The following is a 22,005-nucleotide window of genomic DNA, read 5'->3' on the forward strand; positions in this document are numbered from 1 at the left end:
AGCAATAAAAACGAAAAAAGAGCCAAAGCGCTAGCTTGGCTCCTTTTAATCAAGTGGGCACAAGAGTGTCGTTTACTTACTTGCGATTATCTTGCGTACCGTTTCCAAATCTTCAGGCGTATCAACCCCTGCTGGCGGCGCTTCTTTCGCCAAAGCAACGTGAATTTTTTCACCGTACCAAAGCACTCGGAGCTGCTCTAGACATTCAATACGTTCAAGCGTGCTGGGCTGCCAGTTTACATAGGTATTGATGAACCCCGCTCGATACGCGTAGATACCGATATGTCTCATCAGTGGGTTTACGGTCAGTACTTCCCCACGCGCAAATGCATCGCGATCCCAAGGAATTGTAGCTCGGCTAAAATAGAGTGCGTAGCCTTGTTGATCAGTGACCACTTTAACCGCATTCGGGTTAAAGACTTCCTCTTCTGCAGTAATCGCCACGCCCAGCGTTGCCATTGGTGCGCAGCTTCCCGCAAGATTATCCGCAACTTGACGGATAATGGCTGGGGGGATCAAAGGCTCGTCACCTTGCACGTTGACCACGATATGATCATCGGCGATACCCATCAGCTTCACTACTTCAGCTAAGCGTTCCGTTCCTGATTCGTGATTTGGAGAAGTCATACAGAATTTGCCACCAAAATGGGTAACGGCCTCTGCGACACGTTGATCATCCGTGGCAATGATAACATCATCCGCACCTGCTTGAAGTGCTTGCTCATAAACCCATTGAATCATTGGTTTACCACCAATATCAGCCAAAGGTTTACCTGGTAAGCGCGTTGATTGATAACGAGCTGGAATAACGACAGTAAAAGGCATTAGCGACCCTCATCCATCCCCATACTGCGAGCTTCTGGCTCAAGCAGAACAGGAATGCCTTCTTTAATTGGGTAAGCAAGGCGATCAAGTTTGCAAATCAGTTCTTGATTCTCTTTATCAAACGTTAGCTTACCTTTGCACACTGGGCACGCGACGATCTCAAGCAGTCGATGATCCATATTCTTTTACTACCTCTGTAATTCTTTCTAAGATTTTTTGCTCATCTTCACTTCTGAAATGAGCAGATACAGGCAAATACCACCAGTTTTCTTTGGCGAAGCGGCGACATTTAACGGCATCTTTTTCTGTCATTATGACGTTTTTCCCTTGATTAGCTAGCTTTGCCAAAGCATCAAGTTCAAAGTCTTGGTGATCAGCGAACCCTTGTGTGGCAATCAAATCTGCACCGAGTTTTTCGAGCGTCGCGAAAAAACGCGGAGGATGACCAATGCCAGCAAACGCCACCAACTCAACCAGCTCTTTCACCGCAACTTTCTCACCCGTACTCAAATTAACAGCCAAATCAGGCTCCAGCGTCATCGGGAGCTCGTTGTCGTTCGCTTCTCCACCATTAGTGATAACAAAATCGACCGTTTGCAAGCGAGAAACTGGCTCACGCAACGGCCCTAAAGGGATGAGCTGTTGACTGCCAAAACGTCGATGTCCATCGACCACCACCAGTTCGATATCTCTTTGCAACGCATAATGCTGCAATCCATCATCGGTAATGATGATATTCGCGCCTTTCTCAACCAAACACTTCACTGCATTAGCTCGAACAGGATCAACAGCAACAAGTGCCCCCGTTCGCTCAAAAATCAATTTAGGTTCATCACCACAATGCGCCGTCGACGTTTCATGAACGACATCCAATGGGTAACTCGGTGCTTTGGCTCCATAGCCTCGCGAAACAACACCAGGGGTGAACCCCTGTGCTTGCAACTTTTCCACTAGCCAAATCACAACGGGGGTTTTGCCATTCCCGCCAGCAGTGATGTTTCCGACCACCACAACAGGCACTGGTGCCTGATACACTGTTTTTTTCCCACTTTGGTAAGCGCGTCGCTTGTGACGACTGATCAAACCAAACAACAGTGAAAGCGGCCACAAAAGTGGCCACATGAAATACTTCAACGGATGGTTATCGAACCAGATTTTCTCAATCACTAACCTTCACCAAACTGAATGCGATGTAATTGCGCGTAAACGCCATTTTTTTCGATCAACTCAGTATGAGAGCCTCGCTCAACAACCGAACCTTCATCAATCACTAAAATCTGATCAGCTTTTTCGATGGTCGATAAGCGGTGAGCAATCACTAACACCGTCTTGTTCTTTTGCAACTCATCTAGGGCCGATTGAATGGCTCGCTCAGACTCCGTATCCAACGCAGACGTTGCTTCATCCAGAATAAGAACGGGGGCATCGCGCAACAAGGCACGCGCTATTGCAATACGTTGACGCTGACCACCCGACAAGCTCGCGCCATTTTCGCCAACCATGGTATCCAATCCATTTTCCATCTTCGAAATGAACTCCATCGCATGCGCAAGCTCTGCCGCTCGTTCAATGTCTTCTCGGCTGTATTTGTCACCCGCAGCATAAGCAATATTGTTGGCAATGGTATCGTTAAACAAATGCACATTTTGCGACACCAGCGCAAACTGGGTACGCAGATTTTTCAGTTCGTAGTCACGAATATCCACACCATCCAACTGAATTTCGCCGGAATCCACATCATAGAAACGCGTGAACAAACTAGCGATGGTGCTTTTGCCTGAGCCAGAACGTCCAACTAATGCCACCGTCTTACCGACAGGCATATCAAAGGAGACATTAGATAAGGCGGGTTTTTCTGCACCTTCGTAGGTAAAGGTGACATCCTTCACCGTAACAGCACCTTCGGCTCTTTCAAGCTTGTGAGTCCCTGTGTTTTTCTCTGGCTCTAGGTCGACCAAAGCAAACAAAGTCTGCGCCGCAGCCATACCACGCTGGAACTGAGAGGTAACGTTGGTTAGCGCTTTTAATGGGCGCATTAAACCAAACATCGCGGAGAAAACCACGGTAAAGGTACCTGGGGTCAACTGCTCTTTGATTGAGTCGACGCTCGCTAGATAGAGCACGGTGACAAGCGCGATAGAGGCAATCATTTGAATGATAGGGTTTGCAGCAGCTTGCGCTGTCACCAGTTTCATCGTTTGCTGACGCATCTGATTGCTCACGGTGTCAAATCTCGATTTTTCGATCTCTTGTCCACCGTAGCTCAACACCACTTTGTGCCCTTTCAGCATCTGTTCCGCCGAACTGGTCACAATACCCATCGTGGTTTGCATATTTTTTGAGATTTTTCTGAAGCGTTTGGAGACGACACCAATCGCCCAAGCAACGACAGGCGCAACCAGTAACAGGACTAATGATAGTTGCCAGCTGTTATAGAACATCAACACCAACAGACCCACAATGCTCGCACCTTCACGAACCATACTCACTAAGGCTTGAGTCGTTGCGGCCGATACTTGTTCGGAGTCATAAGTAATACGTGAGAGCAAACTACCCGACTTTTCTTTATCGAAATAGGAAACAGGCATCTGCATGTAATGATTAAACACCATGCGACGTATTTTCATCACCACATTGCCAGACACCCAGTTCAAGCAATAGCTGGAAATAAAACCACTCACGCCTCGGATAAACATCATCGCGAACACTAAAAAAGGCAGGATTCGTAAAAAGTCCGATTCTGCGGTGCCAAAACCTTCATCAAGTAAAGGTTTGAGCAGGGAAATCATGTAAGTATCTGAGGCGGCAGTGACGATCAAAGCCACAATAGCGACAGCAAGCCCCGACTTATAGACGCGAATAAAAGTCCACAAGCGCTTAAAAGTACACCAAGTCGACTCATCAGTATTAATTGACATAAATTAATGATTCTTTTCTTTAAGTTGGTCTTTATTCTACTTGGTTACGCAGCATCTGCCTATACCAAGCAGTGAAACTGTCTTTTCGCATCGAAGATACGTGCCAACGACCATTGTCTATCACCAGCGTGACTTGACCCTCTTCGCCCGTATCTAACCACTGAGTCCCATTGTCCAAGTAGGTATCAACCACCTCAGGTTTCGGCATATTCCATTGATTTCCTTTTGCTACCGATGCAATAGCAAGCTGAGCATTGACACTGGCGACAAAAATGGGCACTGAGGATGTATGACTACCATGATGCGGCACTAACACCACGTCACTGGCGAGCTTTTGAGGCTCTCTTACTAATATCCATTCAGCCAGAGCGTCAATATCGCCTGTCATCAAAAATGAAAACTGATTTTTCCGATCCCACATGCGAACAACACATGAATGCGGGTTATACGCGCGTTTCACCTGCCTTGGTGGCCAAAGCACTTCAAAGTATAAACTTTGCCAATCAAATGACACACCACGTACACATGGCGATTCACTATCCATATCACTGCTCATCATCCATTTGGGTTGCATTGCGACTTCAAGATAATCTGCCCCGCCCGCATGATCGTTATCTTGATGACTGATGATCATGCCATCGAGAGCATGGATTCCTCTTTTCACTAAAATTGGTTCAATGACCTGCTCTGCAATACTCCCTTCTTGCCATGCTTTACCTGTGTCATAAACGATCGCTTTACCCTGTTTTTCTATCAATACTGAGAGACCGTGTCCGACATCCAATACGTCAATACGAGTACTTTGGCCGCCATAGCGAAACACGCTGATGATCAAAACAGAGCCAATACAAACTAAAATGCTCGACCTGCGAACGGCATGACGAAAGACGAGGAGAAGCGCAAGTAAACCTAGCAGCACCACGGTTTGTCCCGAGACGTGCCACCATCCAAACTCAGCATAAGGCAAACTTAGCGTTAAAGGCTGCAGGGCCAGGTCAGTGACTTTCCAAAACATTCCCGCTAACTCTTCAACATTCAACGCCGTAAAAGCGAGAGATGCAAACATAAGAGGTACAACCACAACGGTGAACCAAGGAATAAAAACCAAGTTATAAGCAAGAGCGGTGAGACTAAAGCCACCAAAAAAATAGGCGGTGATCGGTGACAGTAAAATGATCAGCAAACATTGGGGCAACAGAAGACGCTTAATTTTCCCCCACAGTGAATCGGCAGTGGTAATTGATGTGATGGTGAGAAAAACGCAAACCACCGCAAGAAAGGAAAGCCACAAACTGGCAGATGATGCGGCAAAAGGAGTGAGTAACAAGCATATTGCCAGTACCGCTAGCAACAATGTCCAACGGCTGATCGTCAGTGAGAAGAAGTGCAGTGTCATCGCCACTGTGCAAAAAGTCACAGCCCGTTGAGTAGGGATGGTGAAACCCGCCAACCATGCGTAGCTCCAACTCAAACCTAACGCGACCATCATGGGCAGCCAAACAAGAGTAAGCCGTCCAAAACGCAACCAATGCCCGAGCCAGTAACCGATACCAAAAGCCATACCAATGTGCAGCCCTGAGATAGAAAGTAGATGTATCAAACCACTTTGCTTGAGTTGCTGCCATTGCTCGTCGGTAATGTCGTCGCGAAGACCAAAGCTTAAGCCAAGTAAATAACCGGTATGATCGCTACGAACCAGTAGCTGCTGAGCTTTTTCGATCAGCGCTTGTCGCCCTCCCTTCACGGAAACCAAACGCCAAGAGCGAGAATCATCAATAGTTGCCCGTCCAACGATACCTTGGCTGACAGCAAAACGTTCGGCATCAAACCCTGCTTCATTGAGTAACCCATAGACTCGTTTTAGAGTCACATGCGCTACGATTTGATCCCCCTGCCCAAGAGGAATGGGTGAGATCAAACGCACTTTAGGTCGCAGGGTCCACACTAAATGACTATTATTTATTGCTGTGATGCTAACAACACCTTCATAACCGTGACTTATTTGCTTAAAAGGGCTGTCAACGGCGCCATTTATGGTAATATTCTCCCCTGCCTGAAATAGGGTCTTTACTTGCCATTGCATAAGGTTACCAGCCGAAATGGCAATCAAAAGTGCGATGGTCACCCCCAGCAAGTAACGACACGTTTTACGCACAATAATGATAAAGATGGCAACAACAATTAGCATTAACCAAGGCCAGGAAGGCATAAGCGGCCAGTAGCTTGCCGAAATAAGGGTTGCTGAAAAAGAAGCCAATAACCAATTGTTACCTAAGAGAGTCATGTTGTCCCATGCCTAGAAAGCTAATTAAACGCTTTATGCCTGACCATGAAGTAATCAAACGCCAAAAAGCGCTGAAAGTGTTCGGCAATGTTTTATACAACCCTAATCTATGGTGTTTGAATCGTCGCTCCGCTGCGGGTGCGTTTGCCGTTGGTTTGTTTATGGCGTTTGTCCCTCTGCCGAGCCAGATGATCATGTCGGCTGGGCTAGCCATTTTTCTTGGCGTAAATTTGCCACTGTCTGTCGCTCTCGTGTGGGTAAGTAACCCAGTCACCATGCCCGTGCTGTTCTACTTTGCGTATAAGCTCGGCGCCTTTGTGATGAACGTGCCTCCGCAGCCATTTCACTTTGAGCTCTCTTGGGATTTCATTCTCGACCAAATGAGCACCATTGGTCCTCCATTTTTATTGGGTTGCGCCATTTGTGGTGTTGTCTCTGCCATCGTCGGCTACTTTGGCATACGAGGCTTGTGGCGTTATTCCGTTGTGAGAAGTTGGCAAAAGCGTCAAACAAGATAACGATCTTCACCCTCCATTGCAGAGAGTCAGTGTGGTTTTCCGATAGAAATGCCACTTCCATTGCAACGTCGGGTAATCAAAGTTTGATTTATCTCGTGGACCACCAAAAAACACCAAGGTTGCCAATCGCTAACCGGACACCTAAAACAAAAGGACCATTCTGGTCCTTTTGTTTATCTATCATTCTGTTGTCGGCTATTTGCTGCTCAGTACAGCGGCAGGTTTAAGCTTTGCCGCTCTTGCTGCGGGGTACCAAGTGGCAACAATACTCAGAACAATGGCCGTGCCAGACACCAATAACACATCATCTAAACGCAGTTGAGAAGGCAAAAAATCGACAAAGTAAATGTCACCGGATAAAAACTGATGACCAATGACTCGCTCAAGGCCCTTAATGAGAGTGGTAAGATTCAGCGCCACTAAGACACCGACAACACTGCCTAACACACTGCCAAGCACGCCAGAAAACACCCCTTGCCAGACAAAAATGCGCTTAATCAAACCATCGCCAGCCCCCATGGTGCGTAAAATGGCAATTTCGCTCGCACGATCTTTCACCGCCATCATCAAGGTGGAAACAATGTTAAAGCACGCCACCCCAATCACTAGCACCATGACTAAGTACATGATGGTTCTGACGAGTTGAATGTCTCGATACAAAAAACCAAACTGCTGTTGCCAGCTACGAAGGTAGACATAAACGTCAATCTGTCGTCCTACTTCTCGCACAATTGCTTGTGCATTAAGCACATCATTGGTTTTCAACGCAATGCCAGTGACACCTTCACCCAGATGATTGTATTGCTGTGCATCCGCCATCGGTAGCAACACCAAATTGTGATCAATTTGACCATTGAGTGTCAGCATACCCGTCACCTTGACTCGAACGCGTTTAGGCGCTTGAACTTTAGTGCTTTCACCGGTTTGAGGAATCAATAAGGTGACATAATCGCCAACGTTCACACCCAACTCGTTTGCCACGCCTCGCCCGACAATGACCTGATTTTGCCCCGGTAAAAACTGACTCCACGCTTGCTGGTCAATAAATTGAGACATGGTCGAGACCGCTTGTTCAAAATCCGGCTCGACACCTCTCACTTCCACCGCTTTGAGCTTGTTGCCCCGCTCAACCAAACCGGTAAATTTGACATAAGGAGCCGCAGCCACCACTTTGGGGTTGGCCACCGCTTGAGTCATCACCGATTGCCAATTTTCCACCGGTGCACGGACGCCTTCCAGCTCCGCGTGTGGAATGACTGACAGCACGCGAGATTGCAACTCGCGCTCAAAGCCATTCATTGCCGAAAGACCAATAATGATCACCGCCACGCCCACCGCAATACCGATGGTCGAGGAGAGAGAAATAAACGACACCATTTTGTTACGTTGTTTGGCTTGGCTGAAGCGACGGCCAATCAACAGTGCCAAAGATGAAAACATCGACCCGTCTCCTAACGATTGTCCGACGCAAGCACACCATCTTGCATATAAAGGATTCTATCCATTTTTGCCGCGAGCTCGTTATCGTGTGTCACCACTAAAAACGCTGTGCCGGATTCTCGATTGAGCTCGCGCATCAAATCGTAAATCTGCAACGCGGTTTTGTGGTCCAAATTGCCCGTAGGCTCATCCGCCAGCACTAATGCAGGCTTATTGACCAATGCCCGCGCAATTGCGACACGTTGGCGCTCACCCCCAGACAACTCTGACGGACGATGATGCATACGATGTTGCAAACCCACTTTTTCCAGTAATGCCTCGGCGGCTAACTTCGCTTGCTTCGGACTTTTCCCACCAATCAGTAACGGCATCGCCACATTTTCCACTGCAGTAAAATCCGCCAATAGATGGTGAAACTGATAGATAAAACCGAGATGCTGATTGCGCACTTGTGCTTGTTTATTACCGCTTAACGCAGACAACTGATAATCAAGAAACGCGACCTCACCATGAGTGGCATCATCAAGCGCACCTAAAATATGCAGCAGAGTACTTTTGCCTGACCCCGATGTACCAACAATCGCGACCAACTCGCCTTGCTCTAGCTCGAAATCAACCCCTTTGAGGACTTCCGTTTCAAACTCCCCTTCTCGATAGATTTTGCTAACTTGGTGACATTGTAAAAGCTTATTCATATCTGAGGGCCTCAGCAGGTTTAACAGAAGATGCACGGTAAGAAGGGTAAAGCGTCGCCAACAGGCTCAATAAAACGGCTAACACAACCACAGCGACAATTTGAAATGGTTGAATCAGCACAGGCAAACTACCACCAAAGGTGAACAAGGCAACACCTGCGGTTTCGAGAATAGTATTGAGATTTTGCGATAAGAGCACGCCAGCGGCTCCACCGAAGAGCGAACCAATTATACCGCTGCTGGCACCTTGCACCATAAAGATGGCCATGATACCAAAGCTGTTCATGCCCTGAGTTTTTAAGATCGCGACTTCAGATTGTTTCTCCATCACCACCATGATCAACGCTGAAATGATATTAAAGGCCGCCACAGCGACAATGAGTCCAAGCATCAAGCCCATCATGTTCTTTTCCATTTTTACCGCTTGGAAAAGCTCTCCACGTTGCGCTCGCCAATCGCTCCATTGCCAACCATCAGGCAGTGGCGTATTGGCCGCCTCGGTCACTTGGAAAGGATCATCAAAATAGAGTCGCCAGCCAGAAATGGTCTTTGACGGAAGACGCAATAAACGCCCCGCGTCTTCAATGTGCGTCACCATCAACTGGCCATCGATATCCGAACCGGTATTAAACATCCCTGCAACGGTAAAATTTCGTTGGCTTGGAATGCGGCCTAATGGCGTAAACTGACTGGCACTGGTCACCATCAAACGGACTTTGTCGCCCATCGAAACATTTAATGATCGTGCTAAAGAGTGGCCGAGAAATACTTGATACTTGCCTGCTTCCAATTGGCTTAAGCGGCCGGCAATGAGGTGGTTTTCAATCGGATCGTCTGCCGAAGGCTCAATACCGATCAAATAACCCACAGAAAGTTGTGAAGGGCTTTGAATCACCGCTTCACTACGCACCAAAGGAGTGGGTTGATAGCGAGGAGACAAGGCACGCACAAAGTCAGGCGGCGTGGTGTGTGGCGTTTTTCCGTCATCCATCGACACCACCGCTTGCGGTAACACACCCAAAATGCGCTCTTTCAATTGCGCCTCAAAGCCGTTCATCACCGATAACACCGTGACCAATGACATCACGCCAACCGTGATGCCAGCGGTCGACATATAGGAGACAAATCGGCTAAACCTGTCACCGGAGCGTCCGCGCAGGTATCTCAATCCAATAAATATAGAGACAGGATGAAACATTCTAAAAACCGTCAATAAGTTCAGCGGGCTAATGTAACCAGAAAACTGGCACGAATATAGCTAAAATATTTCATATGTCTGAGATTTAACAGCAAATTTGCCCATTTACGTGTTACAGAACGTATAGGGCACTCGGTTTAAAAAACGAATTTGCGAAAATCACGGTGTGCGAAATAACATCGCTTGCCAAGCGTCGCCAGTTGGCGATAATCAGTAGCTTATCGATTCTTACCAAGAATCTCATCGGCCAAAGGAATAACAGCATGACAGAACAAGAGTTTTTTACCGTAAATTCAACGTTGACGATCAACGTTGAGCTGTTACCTGAAGGCTATCACTTACCGTCACCTGAAGCATTTGAAGCGGAAATTCCAGCACCATTTATCGTTGCCAGTGAATTCAGCCAACTGGACCAACTCGCTGAAAGCGCGCGACTTGAACTGAAAAATAGCGATCTCAAAAACGTCATCAACCTGCTGGATGCGCAAAATTCGAAACTCAATTTGCTGTTGAGCTTTATGTTATCGCAGCAAGACCAAGAAAACCTTCGCTTCAAAACCACCCGTTTTGGTGCCAGTCAGGTTTCGTTTTTGTCCGCCGACATTATGGCGATTGGTCGCTCCACACGCGTGAAACTGTTCTTAGAAAGCCCCGCTGCGGCTATTTATTGCTACGCGCAAGTCGCCAGTTGCGAAGCTAAAGATCAACACCATGAAGTAACAATGAAGTACGTATTGCTTCGCGATTCAGACCAAGACTTATTAATCAAAGCGGCCTTACACCAACAACAACGTCTATTGCGTCAACGTTCGCTAGAAAGAGATACCAAATAACATTCGATTATGACTTATCAACCGATTTTACAAGTCTCCACGCCCAAAGGGGCGGGAGACAAAAAATACTTGGGCCAGTTGCCTGGCGCCTCACTGGCCCTTTCTGTGGCCGAACTGGCAAATACCCATGCCAACCACACGGTTCTCATTGTTCCAGATCCTCAAACTGCGCTGAAGTTGCAAAGCGAGATCGAGCAGTTTTACACCGCTCACGTGACGATTTTCCCCGATTGGGAAACGCTGCCATACGATAACTTCTCTCCTCATCAAGAGATCATTTCCGATCGTATCGCCACGTTATATCAGCTTCCCTCTCAGACCGATGGCATTACCATTGTGCCGGTGAGCACGCTACTGCAACGTCAATCTCCACGCGATTTTCTGCTGCAACATACTTTGATGGTCAATGTTGGTGATCGCTACTCGCTCGAAAAACTGCGCCTACAACTTGATAACTCTGGCTACCGTCATGTTGATCAAGTATTTGGCCCAGGGGAATACGCTAGCCGCGGTTCGATTCTTGATCTCTTTCCTATGGGCAGTCGTGACCCCTACCGTATCGATTTCTTTGATGATGAAATCGACACCATTCGCACGTTCGACCCTGAGAATCAACGTTCAATTGAAGAGATCCAACAGATCCGCCTATTGCCTGCGCACGAGTTCCCAACTACCGAGGCGGCAATAGAAGAGTTTCGTATCCGCTGGCGCAGCCAATTTGATGCCCGTCGCGAGCCAGAATCGGTCTATATGCAGGTGAGCAAAGGCGTTTGGCCTGCGGGGATTGAATACTGGCAACCCCTTTTCTTTGAACAAACGGAAACGCTGTTTGACTACATCAATCGTGATTCACAACTGCTGGTGTTGGGGGATATCGAACCCACCATCGATCATTTCCTAAAGGATGTGGATTACCGGTACGATCAGAAAAAAGTCGACCCGCTGCGCCCACTGCTGAAACCAGAGCAACTTTGGCTTAAAAAAGATGAACTGTATGCGCATCTGAAAAATTTTGGCCAAACCTGGCTGTGCGTTGACGCCATCGACGAAAAAGCCGGGCGTTCTAACCAGCCATTGAGCCCACTGCCGACTCTCGCGGTGCAACAGCAAAATAAAGAGCCTTTGGCGCAGTTACGTCAGTTTAGCGAAAGTTTCTCAGGCAAAATCATCTTTTCCGTTGAATCGGAAGGCCGTCGCGAAGCGCTCAGTGAGTTGCTACAGGGCGTTAAGCTCAAGCCACACGCTTGTGCCTCACTCAGTGAAGCCCTTGCACATAACCATAAATTCACTTTGGTCATTGGCGCCAGTGAGCACGGTTTTATTCACAACACGCTGAACTTCGCCTTTATTTGTGAAAGCGATTTACTTGGTGATCGTGTTATCCAACGTCGCAAAAAAGATAAGCGCAACGTCAACAGCGATACCGTGATTCGTCATCTGGCGGAGCTGAAACCTGGGCAACCTGTGGTACACATCGACCACGGTATTGGCCGTTACATTGGTTTGGAAACGCTTGAGGCGGGCGGCATCAAAGCTGAATACGTGATGCTTGAGTACCAAAACGAGGCCAAACTTTACGTACCTGTGGCGGCATTGAACTTGATCAGCCGATACTCTGGTGGTGCAGAAGAGAGCGCGCCGATTCACAAACTGGGCAGCGATGCTTGGACCAGAGCGCGTCGCAAAGCCGCTGAAAAAGTGCGAGATGTTGCCGCTGAGCTTTTGGACGTTTATGCCAAACGTGAACTCAAACCGGGTTACAAATTTGTTTTGGATCGTGGCCAATACGCGACCTTCAAATCGGGTTTCCCATTTGAAGAGACCGATGACCAATCGATGGCCATCAACGCGGTGCTGTCTGACATGTGTCAAGCCAAAGCTATGGACCGCTTAGTGTGTGGTGATGTAGGTTTTGGTAAAACCGAAGTGGCGATGCGCGCTGCGTTTGTTGCCACCGATAACGACAAACAAGTAGCAGTTTTGGTCCCGACCACCCTGCTTGCTCAGCAGCATTTCGAAAACTTCCGCGACCGTTTTGCCAACCTGCCGATTCGTGTCGAAGTACTGTCGCGTTTTAAGTCGGCAAAAGAACAAAAGCAGATCATGGAAGATGTGGCCAACGGCAAGGTCGATATCTTAGTGGGCACGCACAAACTGCTTTCTTCCGACCTAAAGTTCAGTGATCTTGGATTGTTGATCGTCGATGAAGAACATCGCTTTGGTGTGCGCCAAAAAGAGAAAGTGAAGGCAATGAGAGCCGATGTCGACATTCTCACCCTCACGGCCACCCCAATTCCGCGAACGCTCAACATGGCGATGAGTGGCATGCGCGATTTGTCGATTATTGCCACCCCACCTGCTCGCCGTTTAGCCATCAAAACATTTGTCCGCGAAAGTGACGATGCCGTGGTCCGCGAAGCGATTCTGCGTGAAATCATGCGTGGTGGACAAGTGTACTTCTTACACAACCAAGTCGAAACCATTGAGAAAGTTGCAGAGGACCTGACTAAATTGGTGCCAGAGGCACGCGTCACCATCGCTCACGGTCAAATGAGAGAACGCGAGTTGGAGCGTGTGATGAACGATTTCTACCATCAGCGCTTTAACTTATTGGTGTGTACCACCATCATCGAGACGGGTATTGATGTGCCAACCGCCAACACCATCATCATGGATCGCGCAGACAATCTCGGGCTTGCTCAGTTACACCAACTCCGTGGGCGTGTGGGTCGCTCGCACCACCAAGCGTATGCATACTTGCTCACGCCACACCCGAAATCCATGACCAAAGATGCCATTAAACGCTTGGATGCCATCGCTTCTTTGGAAGATCTGGGTGCCGGTTTCACCCTCGCCACGCACGATTTAGAAATTCGCGGTGCGGGTGAACTGCTCGGTGATGAGCAAAGTGGTCAAATTCAATCGATTGGTTTTACGCTGTATATGGAAATGCTTGAGCAAGCCGTGCAAGCATTGAAAGAAGGCAAAGAACCTGCGCTGGATGATCTACTTCGCGAGCAAACTGAGGTGGAAATTCGTATCCCAGCCTTGCTGCCAGACGATTATATTCCAGACGTCAACACACGTTTGTCGATGTATAAACGCGTCGCCAGTGTGGCCGATTTAGAAGAGCTAAACGAAGTCAAAGTCGAGCTCATCGACCGATTCGGCTTACTACCGGAGGCGGCGAAAAATCTTCTTGCTGTCGCGGAGCTCAAACTGAGTGCCCACCGAATCAAGGCGAAGAAGATCGAGGCTCACGACAAAGGTGGATTTATCGAGTTTTATCCACACGCTGACATAAACCCAGCGTATTTGGTTAGACTACTGCAATCTCAGCCGAAAAAATTTGCAATGGAAGGTCCAACTAAGTTTAAGTTTAGCGTACCATTGACGGACAGACGCCAACGTATTCAGTTTATCCAAGATTTGCTGAATGAGTTTAACCAGAATTTATTACCAGTGAGCTAGTTATTCCATGAGATTTCTCATTCCTCTGTTACTACTCTGTGTTTCAATGCCTTCTTGGGCACAGAGACAATTTGATGTTGAAGTGATCATCTTTAAACGCGCCGTAGATGCAGAGCAAACTAATGAGTCCTGGCCGAATCAATTACCAGAGATCACCATGACTTACGCCGGCGATTTTCAGGATGCCCAGTTCCGCCAAAGTAAAGGGGTTTCGATGCTTCCTTACTCTAGCTATGAGCTTCTAACGCAGAAAGAAGCACTAGAGAAACACGCGGGATTCCAAGTGTTGCTGCACAAGGCATGGCGACAAGGTGACCAAGGTAAAGGCGCTGCTCCCATTTTCCATATTCGTGGTGGTAAGGACTATTCAAAAGAATACAACCCAGATGGTTCTGAAAAACTCACTGCGACAGAAACACCAGTGGACGGCGTGACTGAAGTAAGTATCGACAATCCACTTTACGAGCTAGATGGCACACTGCAAGTTTACGTTCAACACTACCTGTTTGCGGAAACGACGCTGGATCTCAAAGCACCAAGCGTGCGGGAGATTACGCTTGAAGCGACACAGCTCGATCAACACTCGGAACAACTTGGCCAAGTTGATGGTAATGTTCAGTTGGGTAACTTAACTGAAGTCACTCCAACGGTGACGGTCGAGCAGTTCTTAAAGAGCTATCGAATGGATCAAAAACGTCGTATGCGTAGTGGTGAAACTCACTACCTCGACCACCCACTGCTTGGAATAGTGATTCAAGTGCGTCGCGTAGAATAACCTCTACTCGCCCTTTGCTCATAAGCCCTCGACTGTGTCGGGGGCTTTGTTTTTCTCAACCAATTCACAAAGTCATCATTTATACTTTACTCAAATGCCTATAACGGAACTGCCATGAGTCCCGATTTCCATATCGTAACCCAACGAGTGATCTTACGTTTAATCGAAGCCGAGCGTGCGAGTGAGTTGGCGAAGTTAATTCGTCGTTCAACCTCTCTCCATCAATGGATCGATTGGTGTCACCCGAATTACAGCGAAAAAGAAGCGCAAAGCTTTCTTCTCATGACCCGATTGAACTGGGTGAAAGCTGACGCGTATGGGTTTGGCATATTTCTCAAAGACAGTGACGAGCTGGTTGGCATGGTGGCCATCAATGAGCTTTACCACACCTTCAACATGGCCAGTCTCGGTTATTGGATCGCCGACGATCATCAGCGCCAAGGGCTAGCCAAAGAAGCCATGTGGGCGCTGGCGGAGTTTTGCTTTGCCAAACTCAAACTAACCCGATTGGAAATTGTGTGCGCAATTGATAACCAAGCTAGCCAGAAACTGATTGAATCTTGCCATGCCAAACAAGAGACCATCGCCCGTAATCGCTTTGTTTTCCACGACAAACCACAAGATGGTGTGGTCTATTCATTGATTCCCCAAGATATGCATTAATACCGACACGAATGGGAGAAATATCAGCCATTAAAAAGGAGCTCGTTGGCTCCTTTTGGGTCAGTTCGTCACTTCGTATTTCAATTAGTGAAGTTTCAAGTTTGGACGTAATACGCGGTTGATTCGGCCAACCAACATCATCAAACCCGTTTTGAAAATACCGTGTAGCGCCATTTGATGCATGCGGTACAGCGAAATATACACAACGCGCGCGATACGGCCTTCTACCATCATTGAGCCTTTGGTCAGGTTGCCCATCAAGCTCCCCACGGTAGAGAAGCGGCTGAGTGAAACCAATGAACCATGATCTTTATACACGTAATCTTTCAGCTCACGGCCATTGAGTTTGGCGATGATGTTGCTAAACGCATGACTCGCCATTTGGTGTGCAGCTTGCGCACGTGGCGGCACAAACTTGCCATCCGCTTGAGTACACTGAGCCAAATCACCGATCACGAAAATATCGTCATCGCGCGTGGTTTGCAGCGTATTTTTCACCACGAGCTGGTTAATGCGGTTGGTTTCCAAGCCCGCAATGTCTTTCATGAAATCAGGCGCTTTAATACCCGCCGCCCAAACCATGATTTGCGCAGGGATCTTCTCGCCATCTTTGGTGGTCAAGCCATCCGCTTCGGCTTTTGTCACCATAGTTGCGGTACGAACATTCACCCCTAGCTTCACCAATTCACTGTGAGCGGCGGAGGAAATGCGCGGTGGCAATGCAGGAAGAATTCGTTCGCCCGCTTCAACAAGGTTGACGTTCAGTTTGCTGGAATCGAGATCGCCAAAACCGTAAGTGCGCAGTTCTTTAATGGCATTGTGCAATTCTGCAGAAAGCTCAACGCCCGTCGCGCCAGCACCAACAATCGCGATGTCGACGGTGCCATGGCCATTTTTGGCGTGCAGCTTTAGGAATTCGTTGTTCATTTCATGACGGAAACGGTGCGCCTGCTCTGGACTATCAAGGAAGATACAGTGCTCACGTACACCTGGGGTGTTGAAGTCATTTGATGTTGAGCCAATCGCGAGAACCAAGAGATCGTATTCGAGCTCACGGCTTGGCATCAATAGCTCACCGTGCTCGTCTTTTAATTCACTTAGAATCACAACCTTACGTTCACGGTCAATGTTCTCTAGGCTGCCCATTTGGAAATCGAAACAGTGGTTTTTGGCATGAGCACGGTAGCTTAGTGCATCAACCCCCTCATCCAGAGAGCCTGTCGCCACTTCATGCAGCAATGGCTTCCATAAATGGCTCGCCTTGCGATCCACTAAGGTGATTTGAGCGCGTTTTTTACGACCTAACGTGCGACCTAATTTGGTTGCCAACTCTAGGCCACCTGCACCGCCACCTACAACGATAATTCGTGTCACAGTGATAATCCTCTACAAAATAATAAAAAGGGTCCTGCACGACGGGTCATTCGGTGTTATCACCAGCAACGCGTCCTACAGAGAAATCTTGCGCTTGTGAACGTAAAGTTCAGGGTTATCAAAGGGCATTTAAACGTTTGGATAAAAGCGTATTGGAGATCGCCTCGACAATACGAATTGGGCAAGTTTTTTTACTCGCTCTCAATTTTTTTTGATATTTATCAAATTATTTTATAGTGGTTCATTATATAGCGCGAAATCACAACCGCAACAAAAATCCTTACTGCCCATACGGAATGGTGATGTTTTCTACTGCTCTCACCTCAAAATAAAGCATCGACATCGCATGGCGCTTTTGTAGCCCCTATAACAGATAAAGAAAAAGCACCTATCGCTAGGTGCTTGTGTGTCGGATTTAGAGGTTCAAATGAGGCGATAAAAGCGCTCAGTTGTTTTCTTTAAATGCTTTCATCTTCTGCAAGTGCTGAGATATCTTTTTGAATTTATGGGTTTCTTTGTCATCCCAAACCACTTCGTAGTAATTCTCAAGTGCTTGTGCTGTTTTACTGTTGTCGTGGATTTCATCATCACGTGACAAAATCACTAAACAGCGCCCTTTGTTCTTCATACGAAACTGTTCGACACATTTGGTTGCAATATCTTCATACTCTTCCGGACGGTCAATGCGGCCTGCCATGTTGTTTTCTGGATGAAGATTAGGGTTAAAAATGACTTGCTTGATACCGCAAAGAAAACCGATGCGCTCTGACCAAAAACCGCCGAGACCAACGCCACAAATAATCGGTTCAGGATCGTTTGATTGTTCAATCGCTTTATGAACTTCTTTTAACAAGTGCTGCATATCGTGTTTCGGATGAAGCGTGCTGTAGTTAATGAAACGCACGTCTGGATCGATAAACTGCAGTTGCAATACTTTTTCGTGGTTACCTGGGCTTGTTGAGTCGAAACCGTGAAGGTAGATAATCATGTGTACCTCTCCCTAACTATTCTTGGTACTTATCCCAAGTGACTTCAAGATACCTTCGCAAACAGCAACACAGTGTGGGCAACGGGCGATAACACGCAGCGCAAACAGTGCATCTTGGAGTGACTTGATTAATGCTTTCAATCTACCACGAATTACAAGGGTTTAAAGTGCGAACTTGTCTCAACCGTGCAAACAGTGATCCTCATGGCATAATGAGTGAAGCATTTGTTTGGCAGTGAGCAAATATTCATCATCACCCCAGATTTTGTGTGCAAGTAGATACCACAACATGGCCATCATAGTCGTTCTTGGTTGCCATGCTTTAACCCCCTCAATCCACACCTCAACCTCGTCAATCTCGCGAAGTTGGCAGTAACGGCAGACCATTTCAAACCAATCTTCACCGGATAGCTGAATCGTCAGGGTTAAATCCAAGCGAGGATCCGCCAATGCCGCATATTCCCAATCGATCACTTTTACACCGTCCGGCCCTTTCACCATGTTGTATCCACCTAAATCGAAATGACAAAGGGCAACGGGAAGTGGAGTGACCGATGGCGCACTGCGCCACTGTTGGTAAAGGTTTTCATATTCGCTGCCCAGATACTTCCCTTCCAATTGCATCCAATAGTGATCCACTCGAGCGGTATAACTAAACGGTGCTAAAGGTAGGGTGTGGGCATCAAACTGATGAATTTTGATCGCGGTTTTAAGTAAGGTGTCGGGCGCAACACCATCACGCATCGTCTCACCTTCTAGCCATTCCACTAAGACGCCATGCTCATTGACCAGCACAGGTTTAGGGCCGAGCTTTAAATCGGCAATGGCATTGAGAATTTGGTATTCACTGTAGCGAGAGATAGAAAAGGCCTGACAAACTTTGCTTGCCGGCCTCCAAACGTAAGATTTGCCTGCGTGATCGTTGATTTTCCAACATCGGTTGGTTAAACCGCCAGTCACCGTTTGTACCTGCATGGGTGCGGGTACAAAAAAGTCACCTACCGCGTTTAAACTCGGATCCAGTTGTTTTGCCTGTTGCCAAGAAAACCATGCCATAGGTGACCTCACATTGTTTATAGACCTAACAAGCTCTTAGACTGCTGCTTACGGATTTCAGTTTCATCTGCCCACTCAATTAAACCGGTTTCCAGATCCATCAAGCGCATGGTCATTTTGTAGTATACGTCTTTGTCGCTACCGTCGTTTTTCACGATGCTCGACAAGTTGCCGTATAGCATGTATTGAGCGCCGACCATTTTACCAAACTGAATCGCGGTAGATTGGTTCACAAGCTCATCATTGTTTTGGAAGTTCAGTTGTTCACGAACCGCTTCTACGCGATCCATGTCGACAAAACGGAACTTACCTGAGTTAAGCATTTTGGTTGAAATGGTGTCGGTGATGGATTCCGTATCAATATGCTCACTGGTTTTGTTTTTAATGCGTTCCACAAACACAATTGGGCGACTGTCGCGCGTAATCGCCGCCACAGAGCCAGACATCATCATGCTATCCACCATTTGACCTGCGATGGTTTGTAAGTCTGTCGAACCAAAGTCGATGGTGGTGGTTTCAGTAGCTTGCGCATCACCATAAGAAACTCGGTTAGAACAACCACCCATTAAAACAGCTAAGCCTAGTAAGGCGACAACACCTTTATTCATTTTTAGTCCTCACATTTTTTATTCATTTGCTGCACGGATTTGCAAGCGATACTGAGTTCCATTCGGATTTACGGTGACTTCCGAAAGGGTAATAGATTCAAAGCCACGAACAATGGCTTGGCGCCATGGGCCTGGCTTGGTGTTCACTTCCAATCCATTGTCGTCATACCAAGCAAAACGATAGAGGATATTTTGATCCCCTTTGAAATCGCTGGTTAAACGAACGACTGCACGAGCTCTGTCATCCACCTTTGTGGTTGCAATGTCATCCACCAGCAATCTGCCACCAAGTACATTGTCATGGAAGAAGACGTGCTGCGTTTCACCGTCGACTCGCATGCCTGCCGTATTCTCTGCACAGCCTGCTAATCCAAGCAAAACCAGTGCCGAAATTAACCAAGTTCTCATTACAGCCTCCCTAATTGTTTATGCCAAACGGTTTGGTTGTTTCCCTGACGAGAGATCCACACCAAGGTTGTTTGTTTATCCGCGACAGTGAACAAATAATCTTTGTCACCCGATGTCAGCGTTTGTTCCCCAGAACGTAACACGGTTGTCATGACATTCACTTTCGCTGGCAATGTTTGCCAACTGCGCGTGTCTGGTTGCTCAGTCAACGCATTCCAAACGTTGAACAGTAAATTGCCTACGTCATCACCTTGCGCCGCCTCTTTGCGCAGTTGGTCTTTAGCAACAACACGTAAAGCTTGGCGAATCACCATCGATGGCAGGCGTTCACTTAAGTCATACTTCGCCATCTGGTCGACATCCACCAAAAGATGACTCTCCAGAGCTTTTTGATTTAAACGTAGTGGTGCAAAACGCTCACTGTTTTGGCTTGGATAATAAGGCAGCGCGAGAGAATACAGTGCTCCAACACCTCGACTGTCATAAACAGGTAAATCTATCCGCCAGCCTTGTAGCGCTTCAACAACGCCTTGTTCTTCAATAACAATCACGCGGCCTTGTCCACCCTCCAACGTGTCGTTGTGCTTACCATAGTGTTTTTCTAACTTGGCCAAATCTTCACGCATGCCCAGCTTTTTCGCCACCAGCATGGTTCTTTCAATCACCGCAGGGTTATTGGGACTCACCGCCAAGGCTCTGCGGTAGTCAACATAAGCACCATTGAGATCTTTTGAGGCTTCATACAAAAGACCCGAGAGGAAAAACAGATAACCATTTTGCACCGATTGTAAGGTTTTTCCTGCATCAGGGTAGTTCGCCAGCACACTGCCTAAATTGGTCGACATGCCATTTTTTTGCATATCACGCTCAGCCGACTGGAGATCATCTTCACGTACTTTACGCGCGGCTTCCTGAACTTGATTGGCACGACGCATTTCAACCAATGCGCCTTCCAAACTATTCTGCTGGAGGTAGTTCAAACCAAGATACAAATGAAGAAAGCCCAGCTCATAATCCGCTGGCGTATAGTTGTTCAGGTTGTCGTTAACGGCGAGCGAACCAATACTGGTCGCAGTTTGTGACAAGGAAATTTTGGCTAAGTCTTGCCATTCACGTACCGCCACATCGCTCGCTTCTAAGGCTGTTTTACTCTCAGGATAATCCTCAGAAAGAAACGCCACTCGGCCCCTTTCCATATTGTCGAGAATATTACCTGCCATCCCTTCCGTTTGCGCTTCTATGGCTTGTGAATAATGGCCACTTTTTACCGCCTGATAAACAGCACGGTTTTGTTGACTGTAGTGGCTGAAAAGATTACCGGCAGACATATTCGCACACCCTGTCATCAGCAGGGTAAAAACCAGTACACCAACTCGTTTCCGGTATTGCTTCACTGGTCACTCCAAAAAAGTGTTCAATACAAAAACGGCCAGTCCATAACTGGCCGCGCATCTGTCATTTAGCCCAATAGCATTGGACCCAGTGGCTTACCGCCCACTAAATGCATATGGATATGGTAAACCTCTTGGCCACCATGGGCATTGCAGTTGACGATCAAGCGATAACCATCTTCTGCAATACCTTCTTCCTTTGCGAGTTGTTTTGCAACAGTGAACATGCGGCCCATCATCGCTTCGTCATCGACTTCAACATCATTCACTGTTGGAATCAGTTTATTTGGAATAATCAGGATGTGCTTAGGGGCGCGTGGGTTAATGTCACGAAACGCCGTAACCAGTTCGTCTTGAAATAGAATTTGAGCAGGGATTTCCTTGCGAATGATTTTGCTAAAGATAGTTTCTTCGGCCATGTGTACTCCATAACGTCTCAGTTTAACCGCACCAGTATGCGCCAACGTTCACTTCTTCTCAATAAAAAACAGTGTTCAAGTAACATTATCAACAGAACATCCTGCTATAAACTCTTTTTTGTCGCCCTCGCCACAAAATGC

Annotated in this window: 20 protein-coding genes; 5 read left to right on the top strand and 15 right to left on the bottom strand. The window is 47.4% G+C overall.

The window, feature by feature from the left end; all coding sequences use genetic code 11:
• Positions 1 to 72 precede the first annotated feature (72 nt).
• Genes kdsB through FC652_RS11025 form a run of 5 tightly spaced genes read right to left on the bottom strand, consistent with a single transcriptional unit; the run spans position 73 to position 6,027 of the window.
• Positions 73 to 825 (bottom strand): 3-deoxy-manno-octulosonate cytidylyltransferase, encoded by a 753-nt coding sequence (kdsB, locus tag FC652_RS11005; protein WP_176298598.1) that lies wholly within the window; start codon positions 823 to 825, stop codon positions 73 to 75.
• The gene (locus FC652_RS11010; RefSeq protein WP_011079973.1) at positions 825 to 1,004 is read right to left on the bottom strand and encodes a Trm112 family protein; all 180 of its coding nucleotides are present in this window, start codon (positions 1,002 to 1,004) and stop codon (positions 825 to 827) included. Before FC652_RS11010 ends, kdsB begins: the two co-directional genes overlap by 1 nt.
• Positions 985 to 1,992 (bottom strand): tetraacyldisaccharide 4'-kinase, encoded by a 1,008-nt coding sequence (gene lpxK / locus FC652_RS11015; protein WP_176298599.1) that lies wholly within the window; start codon positions 1,990 to 1,992, stop codon positions 985 to 987. The genes FC652_RS11010 and lpxK overlap by 20 nt, the downstream gene beginning before the upstream one ends.
• Positions 1,992 to 3,743, bottom strand: coding sequence for a lipid A ABC transporter ATP-binding protein/permease MsbA (gene msbA, locus FC652_RS11020; protein ID WP_176298600.1), 1,752 nt, complete (start codon positions 3,741 to 3,743; stop codon positions 1,992 to 1,994). The genes lpxK and msbA overlap by 1 nt, the downstream gene beginning before the upstream one ends.
• A 31-nt stretch (positions 3,744 to 3,774) precedes the next feature.
• Entirely contained in the window at positions 3,775 to 6,027 is a 2,253-nt protein-coding gene (locus tag FC652_RS11025) for a DNA internalization-related competence protein ComEC/Rec2 (protein WP_176298601.1), read from the bottom strand.
• 8 nt (positions 6,028 to 6,035) lie between these two features.
• Between FC652_RS11025 and FC652_RS11030 the strand changes: the two genes are divergently transcribed.
• Complete coding sequence (locus tag FC652_RS11030) at positions 6,036 to 6,545, top strand: DUF2062 domain-containing protein (protein WP_011079969.1); 510 nt, start codon at positions 6,036 to 6,038, stop codon at positions 6,543 to 6,545.
• A 195-nt stretch (positions 6,546 to 6,740) separates the two neighbouring features.
• Here the strand turns inward: FC652_RS11030 and lolE are convergent, their stop codons facing one another.
• The 3 genes from lolE to lolC are packed head-to-tail and all read right to left on the bottom strand — an operon-like array spanning position 6,741 to position 9,878.
• On the bottom strand, positions 6,741 to 7,985 hold the full coding sequence (gene lolE, locus FC652_RS11035; protein ID WP_039469650.1) for a lipoprotein-releasing ABC transporter permease subunit LolE: 1,245 nt from the start codon (positions 7,983 to 7,985) through the stop codon (positions 6,741 to 6,743).
• Between the two features lie 11 nt (positions 7,986 to 7,996).
• Positions 7,997 to 8,680: a lipoprotein-releasing ABC transporter ATP-binding protein LolD gene (gene lolD, locus FC652_RS11040; protein ID WP_011079967.1), complete on the bottom strand. Its 684-nt coding sequence runs from the start codon at positions 8,678 to 8,680 to the stop codon at positions 7,997 to 7,999.
• Positions 8,673 to 9,878: a lipoprotein-releasing ABC transporter permease subunit LolC gene (gene lolC / locus FC652_RS11045; protein ID WP_045596677.1), complete on the bottom strand. Its 1,206-nt coding sequence runs from the start codon at positions 9,876 to 9,878 to the stop codon at positions 8,673 to 8,675. The genes lolD and lolC overlap by 8 nt, the downstream gene beginning before the upstream one ends.
• A gap of 263 nt (positions 9,879 to 10,141) precedes the next feature.
• On the opposite strand from lolC, the gene FC652_RS11050 reads away from it, so the two are divergent.
• From FC652_RS11050 to FC652_RS11065, 4 genes are all read left to right on the top strand, one after another.
• Positions 10,142 to 10,711 (top strand): PilZ domain-containing protein, encoded by a 570-nt coding sequence (locus tag FC652_RS11050; protein ID WP_176298602.1) that lies wholly within the window; start codon positions 10,142 to 10,144, stop codon positions 10,709 to 10,711.
• A 9-nt stretch (positions 10,712 to 10,720) separates the two neighbouring features.
• Entirely contained in the window at positions 10,721 to 14,182 is a 3,462-nt protein-coding gene (gene mfd / locus FC652_RS11055; RefSeq protein ID WP_130194928.1) for a transcription-repair coupling factor, read from the top strand.
• A gap of 7 nt (positions 14,183 to 14,189) precedes the next feature.
• Positions 14,190 to 14,957 (top strand): peptidoglycan binding protein CsiV, encoded by a 768-nt coding sequence (locus tag FC652_RS11060; RefSeq protein WP_176298603.1) that lies wholly within the window; start codon positions 14,190 to 14,192, stop codon positions 14,955 to 14,957.
• 114 nt (positions 14,958 to 15,071) lie between these two features.
• Entirely contained in the window at positions 15,072 to 15,620 is a 549-nt protein-coding gene (locus FC652_RS11065; RefSeq protein WP_011150842.1) for a GNAT family N-acetyltransferase, read from the top strand.
• Between the two features lie 84 nt (positions 15,621 to 15,704).
• Here FC652_RS11065 and FC652_RS11070 read toward each other — a convergent pair whose 3' ends face one another.
• The 7 genes from FC652_RS11070 to hinT form a co-directional block, all read right to left on the bottom strand.
• A complete protein-coding gene (locus tag FC652_RS11070; RefSeq protein WP_176298604.1) occupies positions 15,705 to 16,994 on the bottom strand; it encodes an NAD(P)/FAD-dependent oxidoreductase in 1,290 nt (429 codons plus the stop codon).
• A 445-nt stretch (positions 16,995 to 17,439) separates the two neighbouring features.
• A complete protein-coding gene (gene ycfP / locus FC652_RS11075; protein ID WP_038939822.1) occupies positions 17,440 to 17,982 on the bottom strand; it encodes an alpha/beta hydrolase YcfP in 543 nt (180 codons plus the stop codon).
• 180 nt (positions 17,983 to 18,162) lie between these two features.
• On the bottom strand, positions 18,163 to 19,038 hold the full coding sequence (gene thiK / locus FC652_RS11080; protein ID WP_011079959.1) for a thiamine kinase: 876 nt from the start codon (positions 19,036 to 19,038) through the stop codon (positions 18,163 to 18,165).
• A 17-nt stretch (positions 19,039 to 19,055) separates the two neighbouring features.
• On the bottom strand, positions 19,056 to 19,646 hold the full coding sequence (gene lpoB / locus FC652_RS11085) for a penicillin-binding protein activator LpoB (protein WP_176298605.1): 591 nt from the start codon (positions 19,644 to 19,646) through the stop codon (positions 19,056 to 19,058).
• A gap of 18 nt (positions 19,647 to 19,664) precedes the next feature.
• The gene (locus tag FC652_RS11090; RefSeq protein WP_176298606.1) at positions 19,665 to 20,054 is read right to left on the bottom strand and encodes a YcfL family protein; all 390 of its coding nucleotides are present in this window, start codon (positions 20,052 to 20,054) and stop codon (positions 19,665 to 19,667) included.
• The gene (locus FC652_RS11095) at positions 20,054 to 21,400 is read right to left on the bottom strand and encodes a COG3014 family protein (protein ID WP_176298732.1); all 1,347 of its coding nucleotides are present in this window, start codon (positions 21,398 to 21,400) and stop codon (positions 20,054 to 20,056) included. The genes FC652_RS11090 and FC652_RS11095 overlap by 1 nt, the downstream gene beginning before the upstream one ends.
• A 113-nt stretch (positions 21,401 to 21,513) precedes the next feature.
• On the bottom strand, positions 21,514 to 21,864 hold the full coding sequence (hinT, locus tag FC652_RS11100; protein WP_176298607.1) for a purine nucleoside phosphoramidase: 351 nt from the start codon (positions 21,862 to 21,864) through the stop codon (positions 21,514 to 21,516).
• Positions 21,865 to 22,005: the final 141 nt, after the last annotated feature.

The sequence above is a fragment of the Vibrio sp. 05-20-BW147 genome (genome assembly GCF_013369385.1).
GTDB classification, from domain to species: domain Bacteria; phylum Pseudomonadota; class Gammaproteobacteria; order Enterobacterales; family Vibrionaceae; genus Vibrio; species Vibrio floridensis.